This is a genomic window from Chryseobacterium luquanense, from assembly GCF_026460945.1.
Lineage (GTDB): Bacteria > Bacteroidota > Bacteroidia > Flavobacteriales > Weeksellaceae > Chryseobacterium > Chryseobacterium luquanense.
This window is the reverse complement of the sequence record NZ_JAOVZV010000005.1, coordinates 93468-112130: the sequence shown is the minus strand read 5'-3', so window position 1 is coordinate 112130 and position 18663 is coordinate 93468. Positions and strand designations below refer to the sequence as shown.

Below are 18663 nucleotides of genomic sequence, written 5' to 3'. Positions count from 1 at the left end.
TAATGTGGATAAATTAAATGATTTTTGTTTGTTCTAAAATCTCAATATTTTTCACGACATCATTGCTTTCGCATTTCTTTAATTCTTTGGCTAAAGCTGACGAAAGTAATTTCGGATTTAAAATCTGTGAAGCAACTTTCGCTGCTGCGTAATCTACAATAGTGATAACCGAATCTTTAAGGAAATTTGGAGTATTTGAAGAAATCACGGCAGTTGCCCAAGAAGTGTCTCTCGCTTTTGAAATCGCAAAATCTAAAACGGCATTATCTTTTCCGTTGGAAAGTTTGTCGATGAGACTGACGGGATAGCAAATCTTATTTAAAGAATCCTGAACATTTTGATTAATCGAAGAAATCACAGAATTGATTCTTTCGAAATCGGTTTTCAGGGGATTGATTTTTCGGTAAGGCATAATTGAAGCAGCAGAAATTCCCAAGTCTAAATTGATGTGTGCATTTATCCCAAGAAAAATATGCTGAAGAATCAGAAGGTCTTTGTTTTTCGCTGCTTCAAACGCTAAATACCACGAATTACTGCATTTTCTGCCTTTAGAATAATTTTCCCACGCATCAAGATAGCGGCTTGCAAAAACAACATCCATCATTGTCATTCTAGGATTGTCTTCAAATTTTTTCTGTTGAATTCCTTTCAAAACCTGAGCGGTCATCATTCTGTAAGTACTGGCAAAATATCCTACCGGACTTTGATTTGTTTTGCTCCAAGCGATAATTTCATCTAATTTTTTCAGAACTTCTTCGATGGTTTTCATGATGGTTTAGTTTTATTTAAAGATAAGAAAAACCTCACAAAAAATGTGAGGCAAATAATTAAGGATTCTCTTTCGCAATCTCATCATGATGTTTCAAATACAGAGGCAAAGCTGCAGAGCCGTACCAAGAAAATATTTCATAACTGAAAAGTCCGGCAGCAACAGCGGGGTCGGTTTTTACCCAAGATTCGGCTTCTTCTTTTGATTTTGTATTGAAAATAAACATTCCACGATAGTTTTCTTTATTCTTTTCTAAGAACGGACCGGCAACAGTAATTTTTCTTTCTTTGGCAAGCTTTCCGATATTTTCCATGTGACCTTTCATCAGCTCGGCTTTTTTATCTTTATCGTCAATTTTTGCAGTTCCGGTGGTAAGCATTACAATCGTGTAACCTTTCATTCCATATTGGTCTGCACCTAGAGAGTCTGCCAGTTTTTGGTTAAAGAGAGTTTTAGAATTTGAAGACACGCCATCTTTTCCAGGTTTCCCATTTTGAGCTTTTGTTTGAACAGAGCAAGAAACCAAAGTGAAGATCATTCCGCTAAGTAGAAATATATTTTTCATCATTTTAAATGTTTTTAATAAGTTTATTAGCAATTATAAATGTCGGAAGTTTTAGCTAATTGTAGAATAAATAATTTTCAGTTTATGCCATTTACCATTTTTAAATTCAAAAATGGCAGTTTCACTATACGCGCTCAAGTATCCTGAATAGATATGATAGGAAAAAATAACTCTGTTTTTATCTTTTAAAAATATTGGCTTATTGATATATAATATTGGAGTGTATTTTTTGATATAATTCTGATATTCGCTAGATGCTTCATGTGAGATATATTCCTTTGCTTTTGAAACGCTTATTTTTCTTAAAGAGTCTATTTTTTTATCTTGCCAATCACTAAATTTTTTATTTTCATTTCTCAAAGAATCAGAATTGATAATTTTTTTCTTGAAGTTTTTCCTATTAAGCGAATATTCTTTCTTATCCGTTGTTTGCTTTTTTACAAAAATTAAATCTTCACTGCTAAATATAGAATCCTGTTGAGCTTTGGTGATAATCCATCTCTCAGGTTTTAATAGAATTGCATTTTTTTCAAGTTTGTTGCCGTAAAATTTTGTGTTCTTTACAAATGAAAATAAATCATTTTTGTTATCTAGGTTTTCAATGAAAAATTGAGTAAAATTATTTATTTGCTCTTCACTGAAAACATCAATATTCTCAAATTTATTATCATGATGACCTCTTTTATTACAAGAAAAAAGAAGCAATGTTATGATAACAAAATGTTTAATTCGCATTTGATTTTAAAATGAAAGTTAATCTTTAATTCTCAAAAATTCTTTTGCCAATTCGATCATTTTTGGGTCACCGGTGTATTTTCCGTGTTCGTCAGAAAGTTTTACGGTAGGAATCCATTCTTTGTTTGTGGCTTGCACACCGATTAATTTCATAACGATATTCATTGGCTTCAAACCGACATCGTTGGTCAGGTTAGTTCCGATTCCGAAAGAAACTCCTATTTTTCCTTTACAATAATTGGTGATTTCTTCTACTTTTTCAAGATTTAAAGCATCAGAGAAAATAATATATTTAAATAAAGGATTAATTCCGTGACGTTGATAATGTGCAATGGTTTTGTCTGCAAATTCTAAAGCATCACCGCTGTCATGACGAACTCCATCGAAAAGTTTTGCGAATTTTTTGTCAAATTGCTGAAAGAAAACATCCGTCGTATAAGTGTCGGAAAGGGCAACTCCCAAATCACCTCGATAGACATCGACCCAGTGTTCAAGGGCTAATTCGTTCGCCATTTTAAATCCAAATTCAGCTCCATGAAACATAAACCATTCATGAGCGTGTGTTCCGATTGGTTTTACATTGTATTTCATCGCAAAATGCACGTTGGAGCTTCCAATAAATGTAGAATCTTTTTTCTGCGTTAAAGCTTCCATTACAAGATTTTGTACTTTGTGAGAATGTCTTCTTCGGGTTCCGAATTCTGCGAAAGTAACGCCAAGTTTATTTAGATAATCTGCTTTTTCAAGAGTTTTATTCATCACGACTTCGTTGGAATCTCTTTCCATGTGATTCATTTCGTAATGTAGTTCGCTAATCAAAGCAAGTAACGGAACTTCCCAAAGAATTGTTCTGTACCAAAGCCCCTCAACGGTAACGGAAAGTTCGTTTCCGGTTTGTACGATTTTCACTTCTGACGGATCGTAATGATAACCTTCAAGAAAATCCAAATAAGGTAAATCTAAATATGGACAGGTTTTAGCTAAAAACTTTTTCTCATCTTTTGTGAGTTTCAGTTCAGCCATTTTGTTGACAATTTCTTTTAAAGCCTGATCGAAACCTTCAGGAAAATGATGTTTTCCACGATTGATAAATTCGTATTTTACAATCTGACTCGGGAATAATTTTACCACCGCATTTTGCATGGTGATTTTATAGAAATCGTTGTCAAGGATGGAATTTAAGTGTATGCTTTGCATGATTGCGTAATTTTAACACAAATATAATTATTTAAAAATAAAAATCGTCTAAATGTAAGACGATTTTTCTAATATAAAGGCGATTTTTGTCCAGTTTTACTTTCCTAAATAAGAATTATACATCCAAACTTCTTTTTCCTGTTCGGTAATGTAGTCGCTCATCTGAGAATTTGTTCCCTCGTCTCCAGCTTTTTCCGTGATGTCTAAAAGCTCTCTTTGTAAATCGATAACAATTTTAAAAGAATTTAGAATAATTTCGACGCTTTTATTTCCGTCGCTTACCTCTTTGCTTTCCTTAATTGTGGAAACTGTTAAATAATCTGAGTAATTATGAGCCGGAGTGGCTCCAAGAGTAAGAATTCTTTCAGCAATTTCGTCAATTTTTAAAACTAAACTGTTGTAAAGTTCTTCAAATTTTGGATGTAGTGTGAAAAACTGGTCTCCTTTAATATTCCAGTGTGAACCTCTTGTGTTTTGATAAAAAACGGAGTAGTTGGCTAATAGCAGATTTAGTTTTTCAGAAATGTTTTTGCAGTCTGCTTCTTCAAGACCGATAATGTTGGCATTTTTCATAAGTTTATTTATTTGCATTTTTAGAGGAAATATTGTGCCATAAGACTTATTATTGTGATAGAAGTTGGCTATAGTAAGTTTTTAAAATTTGTCTGAATAAGATTTCTTATTATTGTGAAAAAATATAGTATAAGCAATGTTTAAGTACAAAGTTTTAGCGGTCTTAATAGTAATCATCTATTTTCTACAGCCTTTTTTCTTTTCAAATGGCGGAATTGGAGCAGACAGTCTTTCTTATTTTGGAATTGCTGTTGATTTGCCGCATCCTGAAACCAATCTTTTTCCTTTGGGTTATCCTGTGATGTTGAGAATGATTTATAATCTTGTAAGCGATTGGTTTTGGACAGCCAGAATTTTGAGTCTGCTTTTTATGATCACTATTTTAAGCTTTTCATATTTTAAAAAGTTTTATTTCAGAGAAACTGTCTTATTATTTACAGGAAAAACCTGCTTTTTTGTCTTCACCCAAGCGATGTCTGAAGAACCTTTTATTTTCTTCTTATATTTTCTTTTCTACTTTTTGCATCAATTGTTTTCTGAAGAAAAAAAAGATTATAAAAATGCAATTTATGCTTCTGTAATGTTAATCTGTATGTTTTTAGTACGATATTCCGGTATCTATATATATGCATCAATATTGGTTTTCTTTTTCTTGATGTTTTTTAAACTGAAAAACAAACTGTATTTTAAACCTTTTGTGTTGTTTGTTCTTTTATCTGGATTGGGAATTGGCTCATATTTGCTGTTTAATTATTTGCATTTCGGAAGTTTTACAGGTGAAAATTTGCGTGGCGGTCCGGTGGGAAGAACTTCAATATTTATATTAAGAAGTATTTTGGGCGTAACAAATGTGACGGATCCTTTTATTGGTATAAAACCGGCGTCTAATAGTTTTTTAAGTATAGGATTTCAGTTTTTTTTATTATTATTAGATGTTTGTCTATTTATTTATATGTTGAAATTTTTTAAAAAGGCTAAAAATGATTCAAACTATTATTTCCATATATTTTTGTGGACTACAACATTGATATATTCCATAGCTTTATTTGCATCCGGTTGGTATCAACAGATAGAGGAGATGAATGTGAGGATGTTGGCCGCCGCAAATTTTGCAATCTTTTTCTCATTTCTTATTTTATATTTTAAATATTCTATATCTGATAAATTGATGTGGAGAATTGGATGTTTCTTTTTTGTTTTTCTTACGGTTTATAATTTAAAAGATCCGAGTAATTTCCTGAAAAATAAAAATAAAATCGAGCCGCAAATGTTAAGTTTTGTTGGTAAGAAGTATTTGTTTAATGACGAAAAAAATAAGGTTACAACAACAAACTATCATATTCCTGTTATTAATAAATCTTTCAATTATATCCACACCAATAAGCAAATAGGAAGCATCAAAGAAAATATCATTGGAACTTTAAATCCCAAAATAAAATGGCTGATGCAGGACACTATAAAAGATAAGTCAAAAGTTTTATATACTTCAGAAATAAATTTTTCTGCACGATAATATCATTAGATCATCATGAAACTGCAACGTAAGTTTCTGTTAATTAATTTTTAAGAATGTAAATTATTTATTTGCAACTACTTGTCAATTAAAAAATTATTACTACTTTTGCACCCTAAAATAAAAGCAATTAAATGCCTACTATTCAACAATTAGTTAGAAAAGGAAGAGTCGCACTTACCAAGAAGAGTAAATCGGCTGCACTTGATTCTTGTCCACAAAGACGAGGTGTATGTACGAGAGTATATACTACCACACCTAAGAAACCTAACTCTGCACTTAGAAAAGTTGCAAGGGTAAGACTTTCAAACGGTAAAGAAGTTAACGCCTATATCCCAGGTGAAGGACATAATCTTCAAGAGCACTCGATAGTATTGGTACGCGGGGGGAGAGTAAAAGATTTACCAGGAGTAAGATACCACATCGTAAGAGGTGCGTTGGATACTGCTGGAGTAAGCGGAAGAACTCAAAGAAGATCTAAGTACGGAGCTAAGAGACCTAAGCCAGGTCAAGCTGCAGCTGCACCGGCTAAAGGAAAGAAAAAATAATCATTAAATAAGGTACAGAAACAATGAGAAAGACAAAAGCGAAAAAAAGACCGTTGTTACCAGATCCAAAGTTTAATGATCAATTGGTAACTAGATTCGTAAACAACTTGATGCTTGACGGTAAGAAGTCAATCGCATTCAAAATATTCTATGATGCTTTAGAGATCGTAGAAACTAAAAAAGGTGAAACTGAAAAGACTGCCCTTGAAATCTGGAAAGATGCATTGACAAACGTTATGCCTCACGTAGAAGTACGTTCTAGAAGAGTAGGTGGAGCTAACTTCCAGATTCCTATGCCAATCAGAGCTGACAGAAAAATTTCTATGGCAATGAAATGGTTAATCCTTTACTCTAAAAAGAGAAATGATAAGTCAATGGCTTTGAAATTGGCTAACGAAGTGGTAGCTGCTTCAAGAGAAGAAGGTGCTGCTTACAAGAAAAAATCTGATACTCACAAAATGGCGGAAGCTAACAAAGCTTTCTCACACTTTAAATTCTAATTAGAAATGAGTAGAGATCTTAAATTTACAAGAAATATTGGTATTGCTGCGCACATTGATGCCGGTAAAACTACCACTACAGAAAGAATCTTATTCTATACAGGTGTAAACCATAAAATTGGTGAGGTTCACGATGGTGCTTCTACAATGGACTGGATGGAGCAGGAAGCGGAAAGAGGTATTACAATTACTTCTGCTGCAACTACTTGTTCTTGGAATTTCCCAACAGACCAAGGTAAGCCATTAGCTGATACTAAACCTTACCACTTCAACATCATCGATACACCAGGACACGTTGACTTCACAGTAGAGGTTAACAGATCTTTGAGAGTATTGGATGGATTGGTTTTTCTTTTCTCTGCAGTAGATGGAGTAGAGCCTCAGTCTGAAACAAACTGGAGACTTGCTGACAACTACAAAGTTGCAAGAATGGGATTCGTAAACAAAATGGACCGTCAAGGTGCTGACTTCCTTAACGTGGTAAACCAGGTTAAGACAATGTTGGGATCAAACGCAGTTCCAATCGTTTTGCCAATCGGTGCTGAAGAAGATTTCAAAGGTGTTGTTGACTTGATCAAAAACAGGGCGATCATCTGGGATGAGGCAGGACAAGGTGCTACTTTCGAGGTAGTTCCAATTCCTGAGGATATGAAAGCTGAAGTTCTGGAATACAGAGAGAAACTAGTAGAAGCTGTGGCTGACTACGATGATACTTTGATGGAGAAATTCTTCGAAGATCCAGATTCTATCTCTGAAGATGAGATCAACGAAGCTTTGAGAAAAGCGACTATCGATCTTTCTATTATCCCGATGACTTGTGGTTCTTCATTCAAAAATAAAGGAGTACAGTTTATGTTGGATGCAGTATGTAAATATTTGCCTTCTCCATTGGATAAAGATGATATCAAAGGTACTGACCCAAGAACTGACGCTGAGATCACAAGAAAACCAGACGTAAAAGAGCCTTTCGCGGCTTTGGCATTCAAGATTGCTACCGATCCTTTCGTAGGAAGATTGGCATTCTTCAGAGCATACTCTGGAAGACTAGATGCAGGTTCTTACATCTTGAACACACGTTCAGGAGATAAAGAAAGAATCTCTAGAATCTATCAGATGCACGCTAACAAGCAAAATCCTGTAGAATATATTGAAGCAGGAGATATTGGTGCAGCGGTAGGTTTCAAATCTATCAAAACTGGTGATACAATGTGTGACGAGAAAAACCCAATCGTTCTAGAATCGATGGTTTTCCCTGATCCGGTAATTGGTATCGCTGTTGAGCCTAAAACTAAAGCTGACCAAGATAAAATGGGTAACGCTCTAGCTAAATTGGCTGAAGAGGATCCTACTTTCACAGTGAGAACTGACGAAGCTTCTGGACAAACGATCATTTCTGGTATGGGTGAGCTTCACTTGGATATCATTGTTGACCGTATGAAGAGAGAATTCAAAGTTGAAGTTAACCAAGGACAGCCTCAAGTAGAGTACAAAGAAAATCTTACAAAAGTTGCCAGCCATAGAGAAGTTTACAAAAAACAATCTGGTGGTAAAGGTAAATTTGCGGATATCGTATTCGATCTTGGACCAGCTGATGAAGGTAAAATTGGTTTAGAATTCATCAATGAGATCAAAGGTGGTAACGTTCCTAGAGAATTTGTTCCTGCCATTGAAAAAGGCTTTAAAGCGGCAATGAAAAACGGTCCTTTGGCTGGTTTCGAAGTTGAAGGTATTAAAGTTACTCTTAAAGACGGATCTTTCCACGCGGTGGATTCTGATGCACTTTCTTTTGAATTGGCTGCAAAATTAGGATTTAAAGAAGCGGGACGTGCTGCTAAGCCAGTAATTATGGAGCCTATTATGAAATTGGAGGTTGTAACTCCAGAAGAGTATATGGGTAACATCATTGGTGACCTTAACAAGAGAAGAGGTACGATCAGTGGACAGGAAGAAAAGAACGGTGCCGTTGTAATCAAAGGTTCAGTTCCATTATCTGAAATGTTCGGATATGTTACGACTCTAAGAACACTTTCATCAGGAAGAGCTACTTCTTCTATGGAATTAGAGAAGTACCAGGCTACTCCTCAAAACGTTGCTGAAGATATCATTGCTAAAGCAAAAGGTTAATTTTTTAAATCAAAGAAATGTCACAAAGAATCAGAATAAAACTAAAATCTTACGATTACAACTTGGTGGACAAGTCTGCTGAGAAGATCGTAAAAACGGTAAAGGCTACTGGTGCTGTTGTAAACGGACCAATTCCATTGCCTACGAACAAGAGAATCTTTACAGTACTAAGATCTCCGCACGTAAACAAGAAAGCAAGAGAGCAGTTCCAATTGTCAGCTCACAAGAGATTGATGGATATCTACTCTTCTTCTTCTAAAACTGTAGATGCTCTAATGAAATTAGAACTTCCTTCAGGAGTTGACGTAGAAATTAAAGTGTGATAATTGAGCCTTTTGGCTTATCATCTTAATATAAATCCCCTTTCGAAAGATTGGGGATTTTTTTATTTTAATTGAATTAATTAAAATACAATTCCGGTTAATTCAGATAGTATTGATAAATTTAATTAAAATTTAGAAATGAAAAAAAACGATTTCTTTCTCTAAAAAATCATTGCTAAAAGCAATTAGAAATTTATAACAATTCTTTGCAGAATATTGCAGAATCATTTAAGTCTAATACCAATTCCGAAAACACATTTTATGTAATAGGAGTACAGATAAAAAGTTTGAGACCAAACAAGGAATGTCTGATGAAAGAAGAAAAATGATGCTCAAGGAAAACAATCCCATTGATATTGATAAAGCCTTAAAATCCCATTAAATAATATTATAAAATCTGCTCAAAAAGACTTCCACAATCATTTTCATACTTTTTACGGAGACGATGTTTCGCTTTTTTTACCGCATCTAAAGTAACGCCCAAAAGACGCGATATTTCAGTGTTATTCATACTCAGTTTAGTCAGAATAATGATTCGCATATTAGAATCGGTTAAATCAGGATATTGATCTGTGAGTTCTTTATATTGCGACGGATATCGTTGAATAAATGCATTTCTGAAATTCTTCCAGTTTTCATCGGTCATCAAATGAGATTCCAACAGCTTTTGCAGCTCACCTGATTTTTCTTCAAGCTCAGAAAAAGATGAGTTTTTTATTTTTTCCATCTCTTTTTCGAGTACTTCGATTTGCTTGTTTTTTTCTGCAAGATAAACCTGATATGAATGAATGGTTTTATGAGTGGTATTTAGCTTATTTTCAGATTTTATTTTATCGATTAAAAGATTCAGAACTTTTTTCTCATACTCGCTTTTTTTACTTTTCATTTTGTGACGGTACGTACGAATAACAGAAATAATAATTAAAATAAGCAGAAAACATACAACAATCGCTGCAATTTTCATGTAAGATTCTTTCTCCTGCTTTGCCTGTTCCATTTGAACTTTTAACTGCAGCTGATTTTTTTGAGATTCCCAACCGACTTTTAGAATAGTTTCTTTCCCATCATAATCTTTAAGAGAATCTTTTAATTTTTCGAGTCGTCTTCTTGTCTGAAGTTCTGTTTTGTTGTCACCTTTAATTTCCGCAATTCTTAAAATCATTTCATTAATACCAAATTCCGCACTCCTGAAATAAGATTTAGACTGGGAATAATTTTTAGCTTCTTCAAGATATTTTTCAGCATTTTTGATGTCGCCTTTTTCAAAATAACTTTTACTCAAAACCGTCAAAGCATACATTGAATTTTGATTATTTTTATTCTTCTCTGAGATTTCAATGTCTTTTTCTAAAAGTGAAATCGCTTTGTCGTAGTTTTTCTTTTTAAGTTCGATTTCAGCTAAACTTCCCAGTGCTTTCGCATACCGAACTTCATCTCCACTTTTCTGAGCAATTTTTAAAGTCTTTTCGAAATAATTTTTCGCTTCTGATAATTTATTCGTCTTTGCGCTGCAATGTCCTAGAGTATTAAGAATACTTGCCAATTCGCTGCTGTTTGGCTCTGCATATTTTTCGGCTTTCTTCAGATACTCTTCGGCTTTTGAAAATTCGTCGGTTGTTGTAAGAAAATAGGCAATCTTTTTATAGGTTTCACTTATTTGAATGACATCTTCATCTTCAGTTTTGTCTAAATTTTCAATGCAAAACATAAAAAGAGGAAATGACTTTTCATACTTCCGATAAGTATAAAAATAGAATGCGTAATGCAGTGATGCCCAAATTTCAAGGTCAATTCTTTTTTCAGCTCGAGCATCTGCAATCGCTTTTTCAAAAAGACGATTGGTAGTGAAGTTGAGTTGATCTATTTTTTCTGCGGTTTTTAATGCTGAAAAAACATTAATGACAATCTCTTTTACTTTTTGGTTTTTTAAAGAATTTTTTCGGGTGTATTCATCAATAAAATCGGTGAAATCTTTTGTCGTTTTATTTTTAAAGTCAGGATATTGATGTGCAATGTCATCAATTATTTTTTTATCAGAAGAAGAATGATTTGATGTAAAGAAAATCTGTGCACTAAAAAATGCATTAAAGAAAATGAGGATTAAAAATAATAAAAATTTTACCATAGATTTTCAATATTCAAGACTGTTTTTAAGTGTAAGTTTTTGATAATTAGTTTATTTTAAAATGTCCACCTTTTTGTCCACCCCTAATTTTTGGTATTTTTACCATATCCCTATATTTTTGGAGTGTCTTAAACATAATAAGATAATCTTTAAAAGATTAAATTTAATAAATGATTTTTAAAGAAAAAATTTAAGGAAACGAAATGTCTAGAAATCAATAAAAACTAATAACCATATTTTTTATTTTAGACATAGAGTTTCTGGATGATGAAAAGTTATTATGAACACTTATCTTAATGGGTAAGTGTTTTTTTGTAATTTTAATTAAAAAAAAATGTCTACATCAGATAAAAGTGTTTTTGAAAAATTTGCCAATTGGGCGACGAAATTTACGGGCAGTTCATATGCTTTTATAGGAGCGGTTGCTATCGTTGTGATTTGGGCAGCTTCCGGACCTGTTTTTAATTATTCTGAAACTTGGCAGTTGGTCATCAATACCGGTACGACTATTATTACTTTTCTAATGGTTTTTCTGATCCAGAAATCTCAAAATAAAGATTCAAAAGCGATTCAGATAAAATTAAATGAATTAATTGCTGCCAACGAAAAAGCAAGCAACCGAATTGTTGACATCGAAGATCTTACCGAAAAAGAATTGGATCAATTACACTGCTATTACGAAAAACTGGCAGACTTTGCTGAAGACGATACAGATATTCACACTTCACATTCTATTGATGCTGCTAAAAGAAATCAGGATAGAAAACATGATATTTTCAGAAAAAAGCATGATGAATGGCTTTTGAAGCAACAACAAAAAAAGGAATCTTAACGATTCCTTCTATAACTTACCTCTTCATAAAATAATCAAAATAACTACAGCTTCCCAAAAGCTCTCTCGCTGTTTCGGTATTTGAAAACTGAGATTTAAGTTGGGTAAAGTAGGTTCTGTATTTTTGGTTTTTCAGATCGCCCATTTGTTTTTCATAGCTGTCGTTTTTCTCAGACCATTTAGGATCAGAATAATCGATATTGGCTTGATGTTTCGCTTCGTACTGATAATATTTTCCCTGTTCTGCACTTGCCATTTGAAATAAAACTCTCGCTTTCTGTTCTCTGTCTGTCGATAGATCAAATGCTTTTTTGTAATAATTAATTGCCAAATCAAAATTATCGGGCTCGATGAAAGTGGTATTGGTAAAATCTTTATAATAATATTGAAAAGGATTTTGTCTTTCGGTTGCCCAAAAATCGTATTTTCCACCGTTGCTGTTGTCAACATCCATTACGAAAAGCTGTCTGTAATAGCCGAGAATCGAAGTGTTGTACAGAACGTTTCCAATGAGTTGATTGGCTTGAATGGCTTTCGCATCTTTTCCGGTTCCTATTTTTTTAAGCTGAACCAATGCATCGGCTAATTCCAGCTTATTCATTTTAGTTTTAATAAATGGAAAGGCAGAATAATCCTCGGCTTTCATACTTTCGACATCAGAACTTTGGAAGCTTTCCCAAACATTATGACCGAAAACCTGATTTGGAATATTGTTGTAGCCGTCATAATTTGAACCGTCGTAAACCAGTTTTTCATATTTTCCGGTTTCAGAATTATAAGTTTCATAGTTCTCTCTCGGAATTCCCGAAAATTTCAGCGCTTTCTGATAATAAGATTTCGCTTTGTCAAAATCTGCCAGTCTCATCGCTCTGTCGCCATAAATATCGGCAAAGAATGCATCTATATTTCCTACATCATCAAGATTTTTAGCAATAATTTGTTTCTCGAATTGTGTTTTGTCTGACTTTTTGTAAAACTCTTCCACACTTTTTACCAAACTTGAATTGGGGTTGTATTGCAAATCCGAAAGTTTGTTATTCATCAGGAAAGATTTTCCGTCTTCACCTTGAAGGAAATAACGGTTGGCTAAAACATCTTTCAGGAAATCTGCAGTAGACGGAGCATCAACATAATAATCGTAATCATTAACTTCTGTGCTATCTTTTTTCACGGGAGCTTTTTCAACAAAATACTCAGCGTAATCTTTCATTAAATGATCTTCATATTCCGCATCAATTTTAGGCTGAGAAACAATATCGTTCAGAACTTTCATTCTCTTGATTTCTTCAAGATATTCAGGATTATTCGTTTTAATATCTGCTAAAATATCACTGCTCTCTTCGTAATCTTTTTTAAGGAACTTTAAATAGGCATCTGCAATCTGCCAATATTCGTCTTTGGATTTTTCTTTGGTTTTAGCGGTGAATTTTTCTAGATCATCGATGAAGTCTTTCTGATTTTGATCTTCAGACCAGTAATAAGAATTGTTTTTAACAAAAGTTGGAATTCTGTCTGGGTTTTCAAACAGTTCATCATTGCTTTGTTCAGATTTAGAATCGGTTTTCTCAGATTTTTTTCCGCCAAAAAGGTTTTTAAAGAAAAGAACAATTTTCTGCCAGAAACTCAATTCCTTTTTCTTGACTTCTGTTTTTGTAGTGGTTGAATTGTTGTCTTTCTTATCTAAATTTTTACTTGAATCTTTTGAAGCGTAATAATAAGTCGGAAGATAATTTCTTTCCAATTCATTGATGCTTCTTGCAGCCATTACTTTCAGAATTTCGGAGTCTGGATCGATGTCGTACATCTTTTCCATCATGGGAATCGGATTGGTAAAATCTTCATATCCCAAAAGAAAATACGCCATGTTTTTCTCCTCATTCGTTCCAGCTCTTTTCATAATGTTTTTGAAAGAAGCTGAATCTGATAGCTTCATCGAAACAAAAGAAGATTCTTTACGGCTTTTTGAGTTCATAAAAACCTGAAAGAAATTCCAGTTGGCTTCGTTTCCCAACTGAAGTCCTCTCTGAGCTCCTGCCAATTGATCGAGTGCCATATAATAAGGAGCTCCTTTCAATTTTATAGGTTGTACATATTTTTTGAAAGCTTCAACCGCAGAATCATAATTTCTTGTATAGTGATTGAATCTCACCAACTGATAACCGTATCGCTGCTTGATTTCAGGATTTTTCGCTGCATTATATAAAGAGGTTAATGCTGAAATGGTTTTGCTGTAATCTAATTTCGTTGCGTTTTTATCATTTTCGTTTTCTCTGTAATAAAATGAATCTGCACCCTCTACGTAATTAATCCTCATGTAAGGCTCAAGATATTTTGCTTCAATTAAATAATCAACCGCTTCGCGATATTTAGCATAAAAACCAGTTCCCAATTTGTTTAAAAACTGATTGTTTGGCGTTCCTTTTTTTAGTTCGTTTAAATCATTTAAGCTTACTTTGTTTACCAAATAATTGGTTTCAGTATAACTCAATTGATTTCCAAAAAACTTTCTCCACGATTCAATATTTTCATCAGGGATCTGAGAAGGTTTATAGTTGGTGTAAAACCGGTCAGAATAATTATGTAAAAAAGGTAGATAAGATTTGTCTTTTATAATGCTCTGGGTGAAAAGATTAAAATAATCATAATCAGGATCAGACCATGCGCAAGCTTCGGTCTTAGTATAGAACAGCGATGCAATTGAAAGTGAAATGATATACTTTTTCATATTGTTTGTTGGTGTTTTATTTAAATTTTAAAATCTGAATGACAATTAAATCCCACAGATTTCACAAGGTTGTACAAAATTTTGCTGCGAATTTAGAATTTCATCCATCATCAAGTTTAACTCAGAAAATCCGTCCTTCCACAAATTTACTATCTAATTGATAATATATAATGTTATAAGTACCTATTTTTTTATCTAAAAATTGAATGGCATTTTCAAGTTGCTCTTCGGTGATTTCCTCGATTTTTATTTTAAAACCTTTATTTAAAAAGTTTCCGAAGTAAAATCCGTCTTTTAAAACTTTAACTTCATTCTCGGAAATCTTTTTGAAATCAGGATTATCTAAATCTTTTGTGGAAAGCGCATTAATGAGTTTGTGTTTTCCCAAATGATTGGTTACAATTCCCCACGAGTAAATCGGAAGTGCAACTTCAATTTTTTTAATTGGATAATCTTCCAGTTTTGATAAATAGCTTTTCAGAACATTCAAATCTAAAATCGAATTTTTATCCGAATTTTCTAACGGTGAAGAAGTAGAATAGCACATCAGGTAAACATTTTCAACAGGCGGAATTCCTGTGATATTTTTATCTTTTACCTGATGAAGTCGCAAAGTGCAGGTGATTTCTTTTTGTGAAATCTTTTTTAACTCCTTTAAAAATTCGAAATAATCGTCTTTCGTTCCGGAAGTCCAGTCGCAATCGATTTGAATTTCGTTGTTGACCTTTAAACCGTAATCTTTGATTTTTTTATGAATTAAAGTGTTCACTTTTTCAGCCAAAAAACCAATTTCTTCTTTTTGAATATTTAAAAAACTTCGGTTGGTAATGAAAACTGTTGGAACAATTTCTTTTTCTGTTTTAAAACTTTTATCCTTTGTAATAACGGCAACTGGTTCAAATTTTCCATCAATTTTATCAACATCAAAAAAGCGGGTGTATAAAAACAGACTATCAGATTGATCTAAAACTTTCTTTTCAACAGAATTGAGTTTAAGATTGGTTTTCCAGTAATAAAATGTGTGAAGGTGTTTTTCTTGTTTGCTGCAAGATGCAATGAGCAGACAAATAAGTAAGGGGTATAGCGTTTTCATTTATTGATAAAGTGGACTGTGACAACTGCAATTTATTTCTGCCATTTCAGAAATCGGACAGCAATCGTCTGATTTTTTTATTTCGCCGTTTTTGTCGGTAAGATATATTTTTTCTTTGTCGAACTTTACATAAAATGTTTCATTATAAGTTTTAAAATGTACTTTCATTACTTTCGGATTGTATTTTCCGGCATTTATTTCTTCTTTTGTTTCTTTTCCATCGGCTTGGTTGATTTGAAGAAATCCAAAATGTACATTTCCATTTCTCTTTATATCTAAATAATAGGTGGGAGTTCCGGAACCGCTTGCTCCCTGTTCTATATTGAAGTGTCTTTTGCCTGTAAAAGGTGTTTTAGCCTGTGAAAATAATACAGTGCTAAAACAGATTAAAAGCGTGGTGAAAATAGTTCTCATATTTCTTTTTTCTCAAAATTAAAAAATTAATTAAAAGAATTTCATTTCAAAAATGATGCAAATCTGCTAAATGATTAAAAATCAAAATATTTTGCAAGAAATATTTGTCAAATTAAATTTTATTCATACATTTGCACACTCATTTTAGGGGAGGAATATGCCCAATTCAAACTTGGTAATTATTTGAGAACTCGAAAAATGAAAGTGAATACAAGAAAATTTTATAACATATTATATAAATAATGTCAGGTATTATTGGAAAAAAAATTGGGATGACTTCTCTGTTTGACGAAAACGGCAAAAATATGCCGTGTACCGTTATCCAGGCAGGTCCTTGCTCAGTTTTACAGGTCAGAACCATTGAAAAGGACGGATATAAATCTGTTCAGTTAGGTTTCGATGACAAGAGTGAGAAGAACGTTGGTAAAGCGTTAGCTGGTCATTTTAAAAAGGCTGGTTCAACTCCTAAAGCTAAGTTGGTAGAATTCTACAGAGAATTCGTTGACGAAGTAAAAGTAGGAGAAGAAGTAAAAGTTGATCTATTCGCTGAAGGTGAATTTGTTGACGTAACAGGAACTTCAAAAGGTAAAGGTTTCCAGGGTGTTGTTAAAAGACACGGATTTGGAGGTGTAATGCAAGCTACTCACGGTCAGCACAACAGATTAAGAGCTCCAGGTTCAATCGGTGCGGGATCAGATCCTTCTAGAGTATTCAAGGGGATGAGAATGGCAGGTAGAATGGGAGGTAAGCAGGTAACTGTACAAAACCTTCAAGTATTAAAAGTGGATCAAGAACAAAATCTTTTAGTAGTAAAAGGTGCTGTTCCGGGAGCTAAAAATTCTTATGTAATTATCAGAAAATGGAACTAGTAGTATTAAATACATCAGGAAAAGAAACCGGAAAGAAAGTAACTCTTGACGAATCTATCTTCGGAATTGAGCCAAACAAGCACGCGGTTTACTTAGAAGTAAAACAGTATCTTGCTGCACAGCGTCAAGGTACTCATAAATCAAAAGAAAGAAGCGAAATTACTGCTTCTACTAAAAAACTTAAGAAGCAAAAAGGATCTGGTTCTGCTAGATACGGTGATATTAAATCTCCTACTTTTAGAGGTGGAGGTAGAGTGTTCGGTCCTAAGCCAAGAGACTACAGATTCAAATTGAATAAAGCTCTTAAGAGATTAGCTAAAAAATCTGTTCTTTCTCAGAAAATGAGAGACAACAGCATCAGAATTGTTGAAGGTTTGAGCATTGCTGCTCCTAAAACTAAAGATTTCATCACTGTATTGAATGCATTAGCATTGAACGACAAGAAGTCTTTATTCATTTTAGCTGATACAAACAAGAATGTATATTTATCTTCAAGAAACTTACCTAAGACTAAAGTTATGAAATTCAACGAAATTTCTTCTTATGACTTAATCAACGCAGGTGAGATCGTTTTCTTAGAAGGTGCAGTTGAAAAATTCCAGGAAAATTTAAAGAAATAAATCATGTCACTAATTATTAAACCAGTTATTTCAGAAAAAGCTAACTATCTTACAGATTTAAGAGGTGCTTATTCTTTCTTAGTACAACCTAAGGCGAATAAAATCCAAATTAAAAATGCAATTGAGCAAGCTTACGGTGTGAAAGTAGCAGACGTTAGAACCATGATTTATGCTCCTAAAGTTTCTTCGAAATACACGAAAAAAGGTCTTCAAGTAGGAAAGACAAACAAATTGAAAAAGGCGGTTATCACTCTTGCTGAAGGAGAAGTAATCGACATTTTTGCTGTAAATTAATTATTAATTATAAATAATAGTAATGTCTGTTAGAAAATTAAAACCTATCACCCCAGGACAGAGATTCAGAATTGTAAACAATTTTGAGGAAATTACTACCAACAAACCAGAGAAATCTCTAACCGTTGGTATTAGTAAGTCAGGTGGACGTAACCAAACTGGTAAAATGACCATGCGTTACACCGGAGGTGGACACAAAAAGAAATACAGAATTATCGACTTCAAAAGAAACAAGCATGATGTTGAAGCAACGGTAAAAACTGTAGAGTACGATCCAAACAGAACTGCTTTCATCGCTTTAGTTGAATATGCAGACGGAGAGAAGAGATATATCATCGCTCCAAACGGTATCAAAGTTGACCAAAAAATTATTTCTGGTGAAAGCGTAGAGCCTAATGTAGGTAACGCAATGAAACTGAAAAACATTCCTTTGGGAACTGTAATTTCTTGTATCGAAATGAAGCCAGGTCAAGGTGCAATCTTAGCTAGAAGTGCTGGTTCATCAGCTCAATTAACTTCAAGAGACGGTAAATATGCAATCGTAAAATTGCCTTCAGGAGAATCTAGAATGATCCTTACTGAATGTTATGCAATGGTTGGATCTGTTTCTAACTCTGATCATCAGTTAACTGTTTCAGGTAAGGCTGGTAGAAGCAGATGGTTAGGTAGAAGACCAAGAACAAGACCAGTAGTAATGAACCCTGTAGATCACCCAATGGGAGGTGGTGAAGGACGTTCTTCTGGAGGTCACCCAAGATCTAGAAACGGTATGCCGGCTAAAGGTTACAAAACTAGAAAGAAAAACAAAGTGTCTAACCGTTACATCGTATCTAAAAGAAAATAA

The 18663-nt window shown here is 33.6% G+C and carries 19 protein-coding genes; 10 read left to right on the top strand and 9 right to left on the bottom strand.

Going from position 1 to position 18663, the window contains the following annotated elements:
* Positions 1-13: 13 nt before the first annotated feature.
* The 5 genes from OEA66_RS07210 to OEA66_RS07190 form a co-directional block, all read right to left on the bottom strand.
* Positions 14-769: a DUF5995 family protein gene (locus OEA66_RS07210; RefSeq protein WP_267280730.1), complete on the bottom strand. Its 756-nt coding sequence runs from the start codon at positions 767-769 to the stop codon at positions 14-16.
* Between the two features lie 58 nt (positions 770-827).
* On the bottom strand, positions 828-1337 hold the full coding sequence (locus OEA66_RS07205; protein WP_267280729.1) for a YciI family protein: 510 nt from the start codon (positions 1335-1337) through the stop codon (positions 828-830).
* A gap of 48 nt (positions 1338-1385) precedes the next feature.
* The gene (locus OEA66_RS07200; RefSeq protein WP_267280728.1) at positions 1386-2069 is read right to left on the bottom strand and encodes a hypothetical protein; all 684 of its coding nucleotides are present in this window, start codon (positions 2067-2069) and stop codon (positions 1386-1388) included.
* Between the two features lie 18 nt (positions 2070-2087).
* Positions 2088-3266 carry a nicotinate phosphoribosyltransferase gene (gene pncB / locus OEA66_RS07195; protein WP_267280727.1) on the bottom strand — a complete coding sequence of 393 codons (1179 nt, stop codon included), beginning with the start codon at positions 3264-3266 and terminating at the stop codon, positions 2088-2090.
* A 96-nt stretch (positions 3267-3362) separates the two neighbouring features.
* Positions 3363-3839 carry a Dps family protein gene (locus OEA66_RS07190; protein ID WP_267280726.1) on the bottom strand — a complete coding sequence of 159 codons (477 nt, stop codon included), beginning with the start codon at positions 3837-3839 and terminating at the stop codon, positions 3363-3365.
* Between the two features lie 136 nt (positions 3840-3975).
* Between OEA66_RS07190 and OEA66_RS07185 the strand changes: the two genes are divergently transcribed.
* The 5 genes from OEA66_RS07185 to rpsJ all read left to right on the top strand — a co-directional run bounded on the left by OEA66_RS07185 (position 3976) and on the right by rpsJ (position 8847).
* Positions 3976-5352: a hypothetical protein gene (locus OEA66_RS07185; RefSeq protein WP_267280725.1), complete on the top strand. Its 1377-nt coding sequence runs from the start codon at positions 3976-3978 to the stop codon at positions 5350-5352.
* Between the two features lie 134 nt (positions 5353-5486).
* A complete protein-coding gene (gene rpsL / locus OEA66_RS07180) occupies positions 5487-5900 on the top strand; it encodes a 30S ribosomal protein S12 (RefSeq protein ID WP_027383325.1) in 414 nt (137 codons plus the stop codon).
* Between the two features lie 23 nt (positions 5901-5923).
* The gene (rpsG, locus tag OEA66_RS07175; protein ID WP_055987532.1) at positions 5924-6400 is read left to right on the top strand and encodes a 30S ribosomal protein S7; all 477 of its coding nucleotides are present in this window, start codon (positions 5924-5926) and stop codon (positions 6398-6400) included.
* 6 nt (positions 6401-6406) lie between these two features.
* Positions 6407-8524, top strand: coding sequence for an elongation factor G (gene fusA, locus OEA66_RS07170; RefSeq protein WP_267280724.1), 2118 nt, complete (start codon positions 6407-6409; stop codon positions 8522-8524).
* 17 nt (positions 8525-8541) lie between these two features.
* The gene (gene rpsJ / locus OEA66_RS07165; RefSeq protein WP_002661363.1) at positions 8542-8847 is read left to right on the top strand and encodes a 30S ribosomal protein S10; all 306 of its coding nucleotides are present in this window, start codon (positions 8542-8544) and stop codon (positions 8845-8847) included.
* Between the two features lie 388 nt (positions 8848-9235).
* Here rpsJ and OEA66_RS07160 read toward each other — a convergent pair whose 3' ends face one another.
* Positions 9236-10972, bottom strand: coding sequence for a tetratricopeptide repeat protein (locus OEA66_RS07160; protein ID WP_267280723.1), 1737 nt, complete (start codon positions 10970-10972; stop codon positions 9236-9238).
* Between the two features lie 334 nt (positions 10973-11306).
* Between OEA66_RS07160 and OEA66_RS07155 the strand changes: the two genes are divergently transcribed.
* Positions 11307-11804, top strand: coding sequence for a low affinity iron permease family protein (locus tag OEA66_RS07155; RefSeq protein WP_267280722.1), 498 nt, complete (start codon positions 11307-11309; stop codon positions 11802-11804).
* Positions 11805-11820: 16 nt separating this feature from the next.
* Here OEA66_RS07155 and OEA66_RS07150 read toward each other — a convergent pair whose 3' ends face one another.
* The 3 genes from OEA66_RS07150 to OEA66_RS07140 form a co-directional block, all read right to left on the bottom strand.
* The gene (locus tag OEA66_RS07150) at positions 11821-14529 is read right to left on the bottom strand and encodes a hypothetical protein (RefSeq protein WP_267280721.1); all 2709 of its coding nucleotides are present in this window, start codon (positions 14527-14529) and stop codon (positions 11821-11823) included.
* 121 nt (positions 14530-14650) lie between these two features.
* Positions 14651-15622, bottom strand: coding sequence for a hypothetical protein (locus OEA66_RS07145; protein ID WP_267280720.1), 972 nt, complete (start codon positions 15620-15622; stop codon positions 14651-14653).
* Positions 15623-16036, bottom strand: a complete 414-nt coding sequence (locus OEA66_RS07140; RefSeq protein WP_267280719.1) for a hypothetical protein — start codon at positions 16034-16036, stop codon at positions 15623-15625. It lies immediately after the preceding gene.
* A gap of 242 nt (positions 16037-16278) precedes the next feature.
* Here OEA66_RS07140 and rplC point away from each other — a divergent pair, with 242 nt between their 5' ends.
* Genes rplC through rplB form a run of 4 tightly spaced genes read left to right on the top strand, consistent with a single transcriptional unit; the run spans position 16279 to position 18663 of the window.
* Entirely contained in the window at positions 16279-16905 is a 627-nt protein-coding gene (gene rplC, locus OEA66_RS07135) for a 50S ribosomal protein L3 (RefSeq protein ID WP_267266476.1), read from the top strand.
* Positions 16896-17525 (top strand): 50S ribosomal protein L4, encoded by a 630-nt coding sequence (rplD, locus tag OEA66_RS07130; protein ID WP_066679846.1) that lies wholly within the window; start codon positions 16896-16898, stop codon positions 17523-17525. Before rplC ends, rplD begins: the two co-directional genes overlap by 10 nt.
* 3 nt (positions 17526-17528) lie before the next feature.
* On the top strand, positions 17529-17819 hold the full coding sequence (rplW, locus tag OEA66_RS07125) for a 50S ribosomal protein L23 (protein ID WP_047442263.1): 291 nt from the start codon (positions 17529-17531) through the stop codon (positions 17817-17819).
* A gap of 22 nt (positions 17820-17841) precedes the next feature.
* Positions 17842-18663, top strand: a complete 822-nt coding sequence (rplB, locus tag OEA66_RS07120) for a 50S ribosomal protein L2 (protein ID WP_267280718.1) — start codon at positions 17842-17844, stop codon at positions 18661-18663.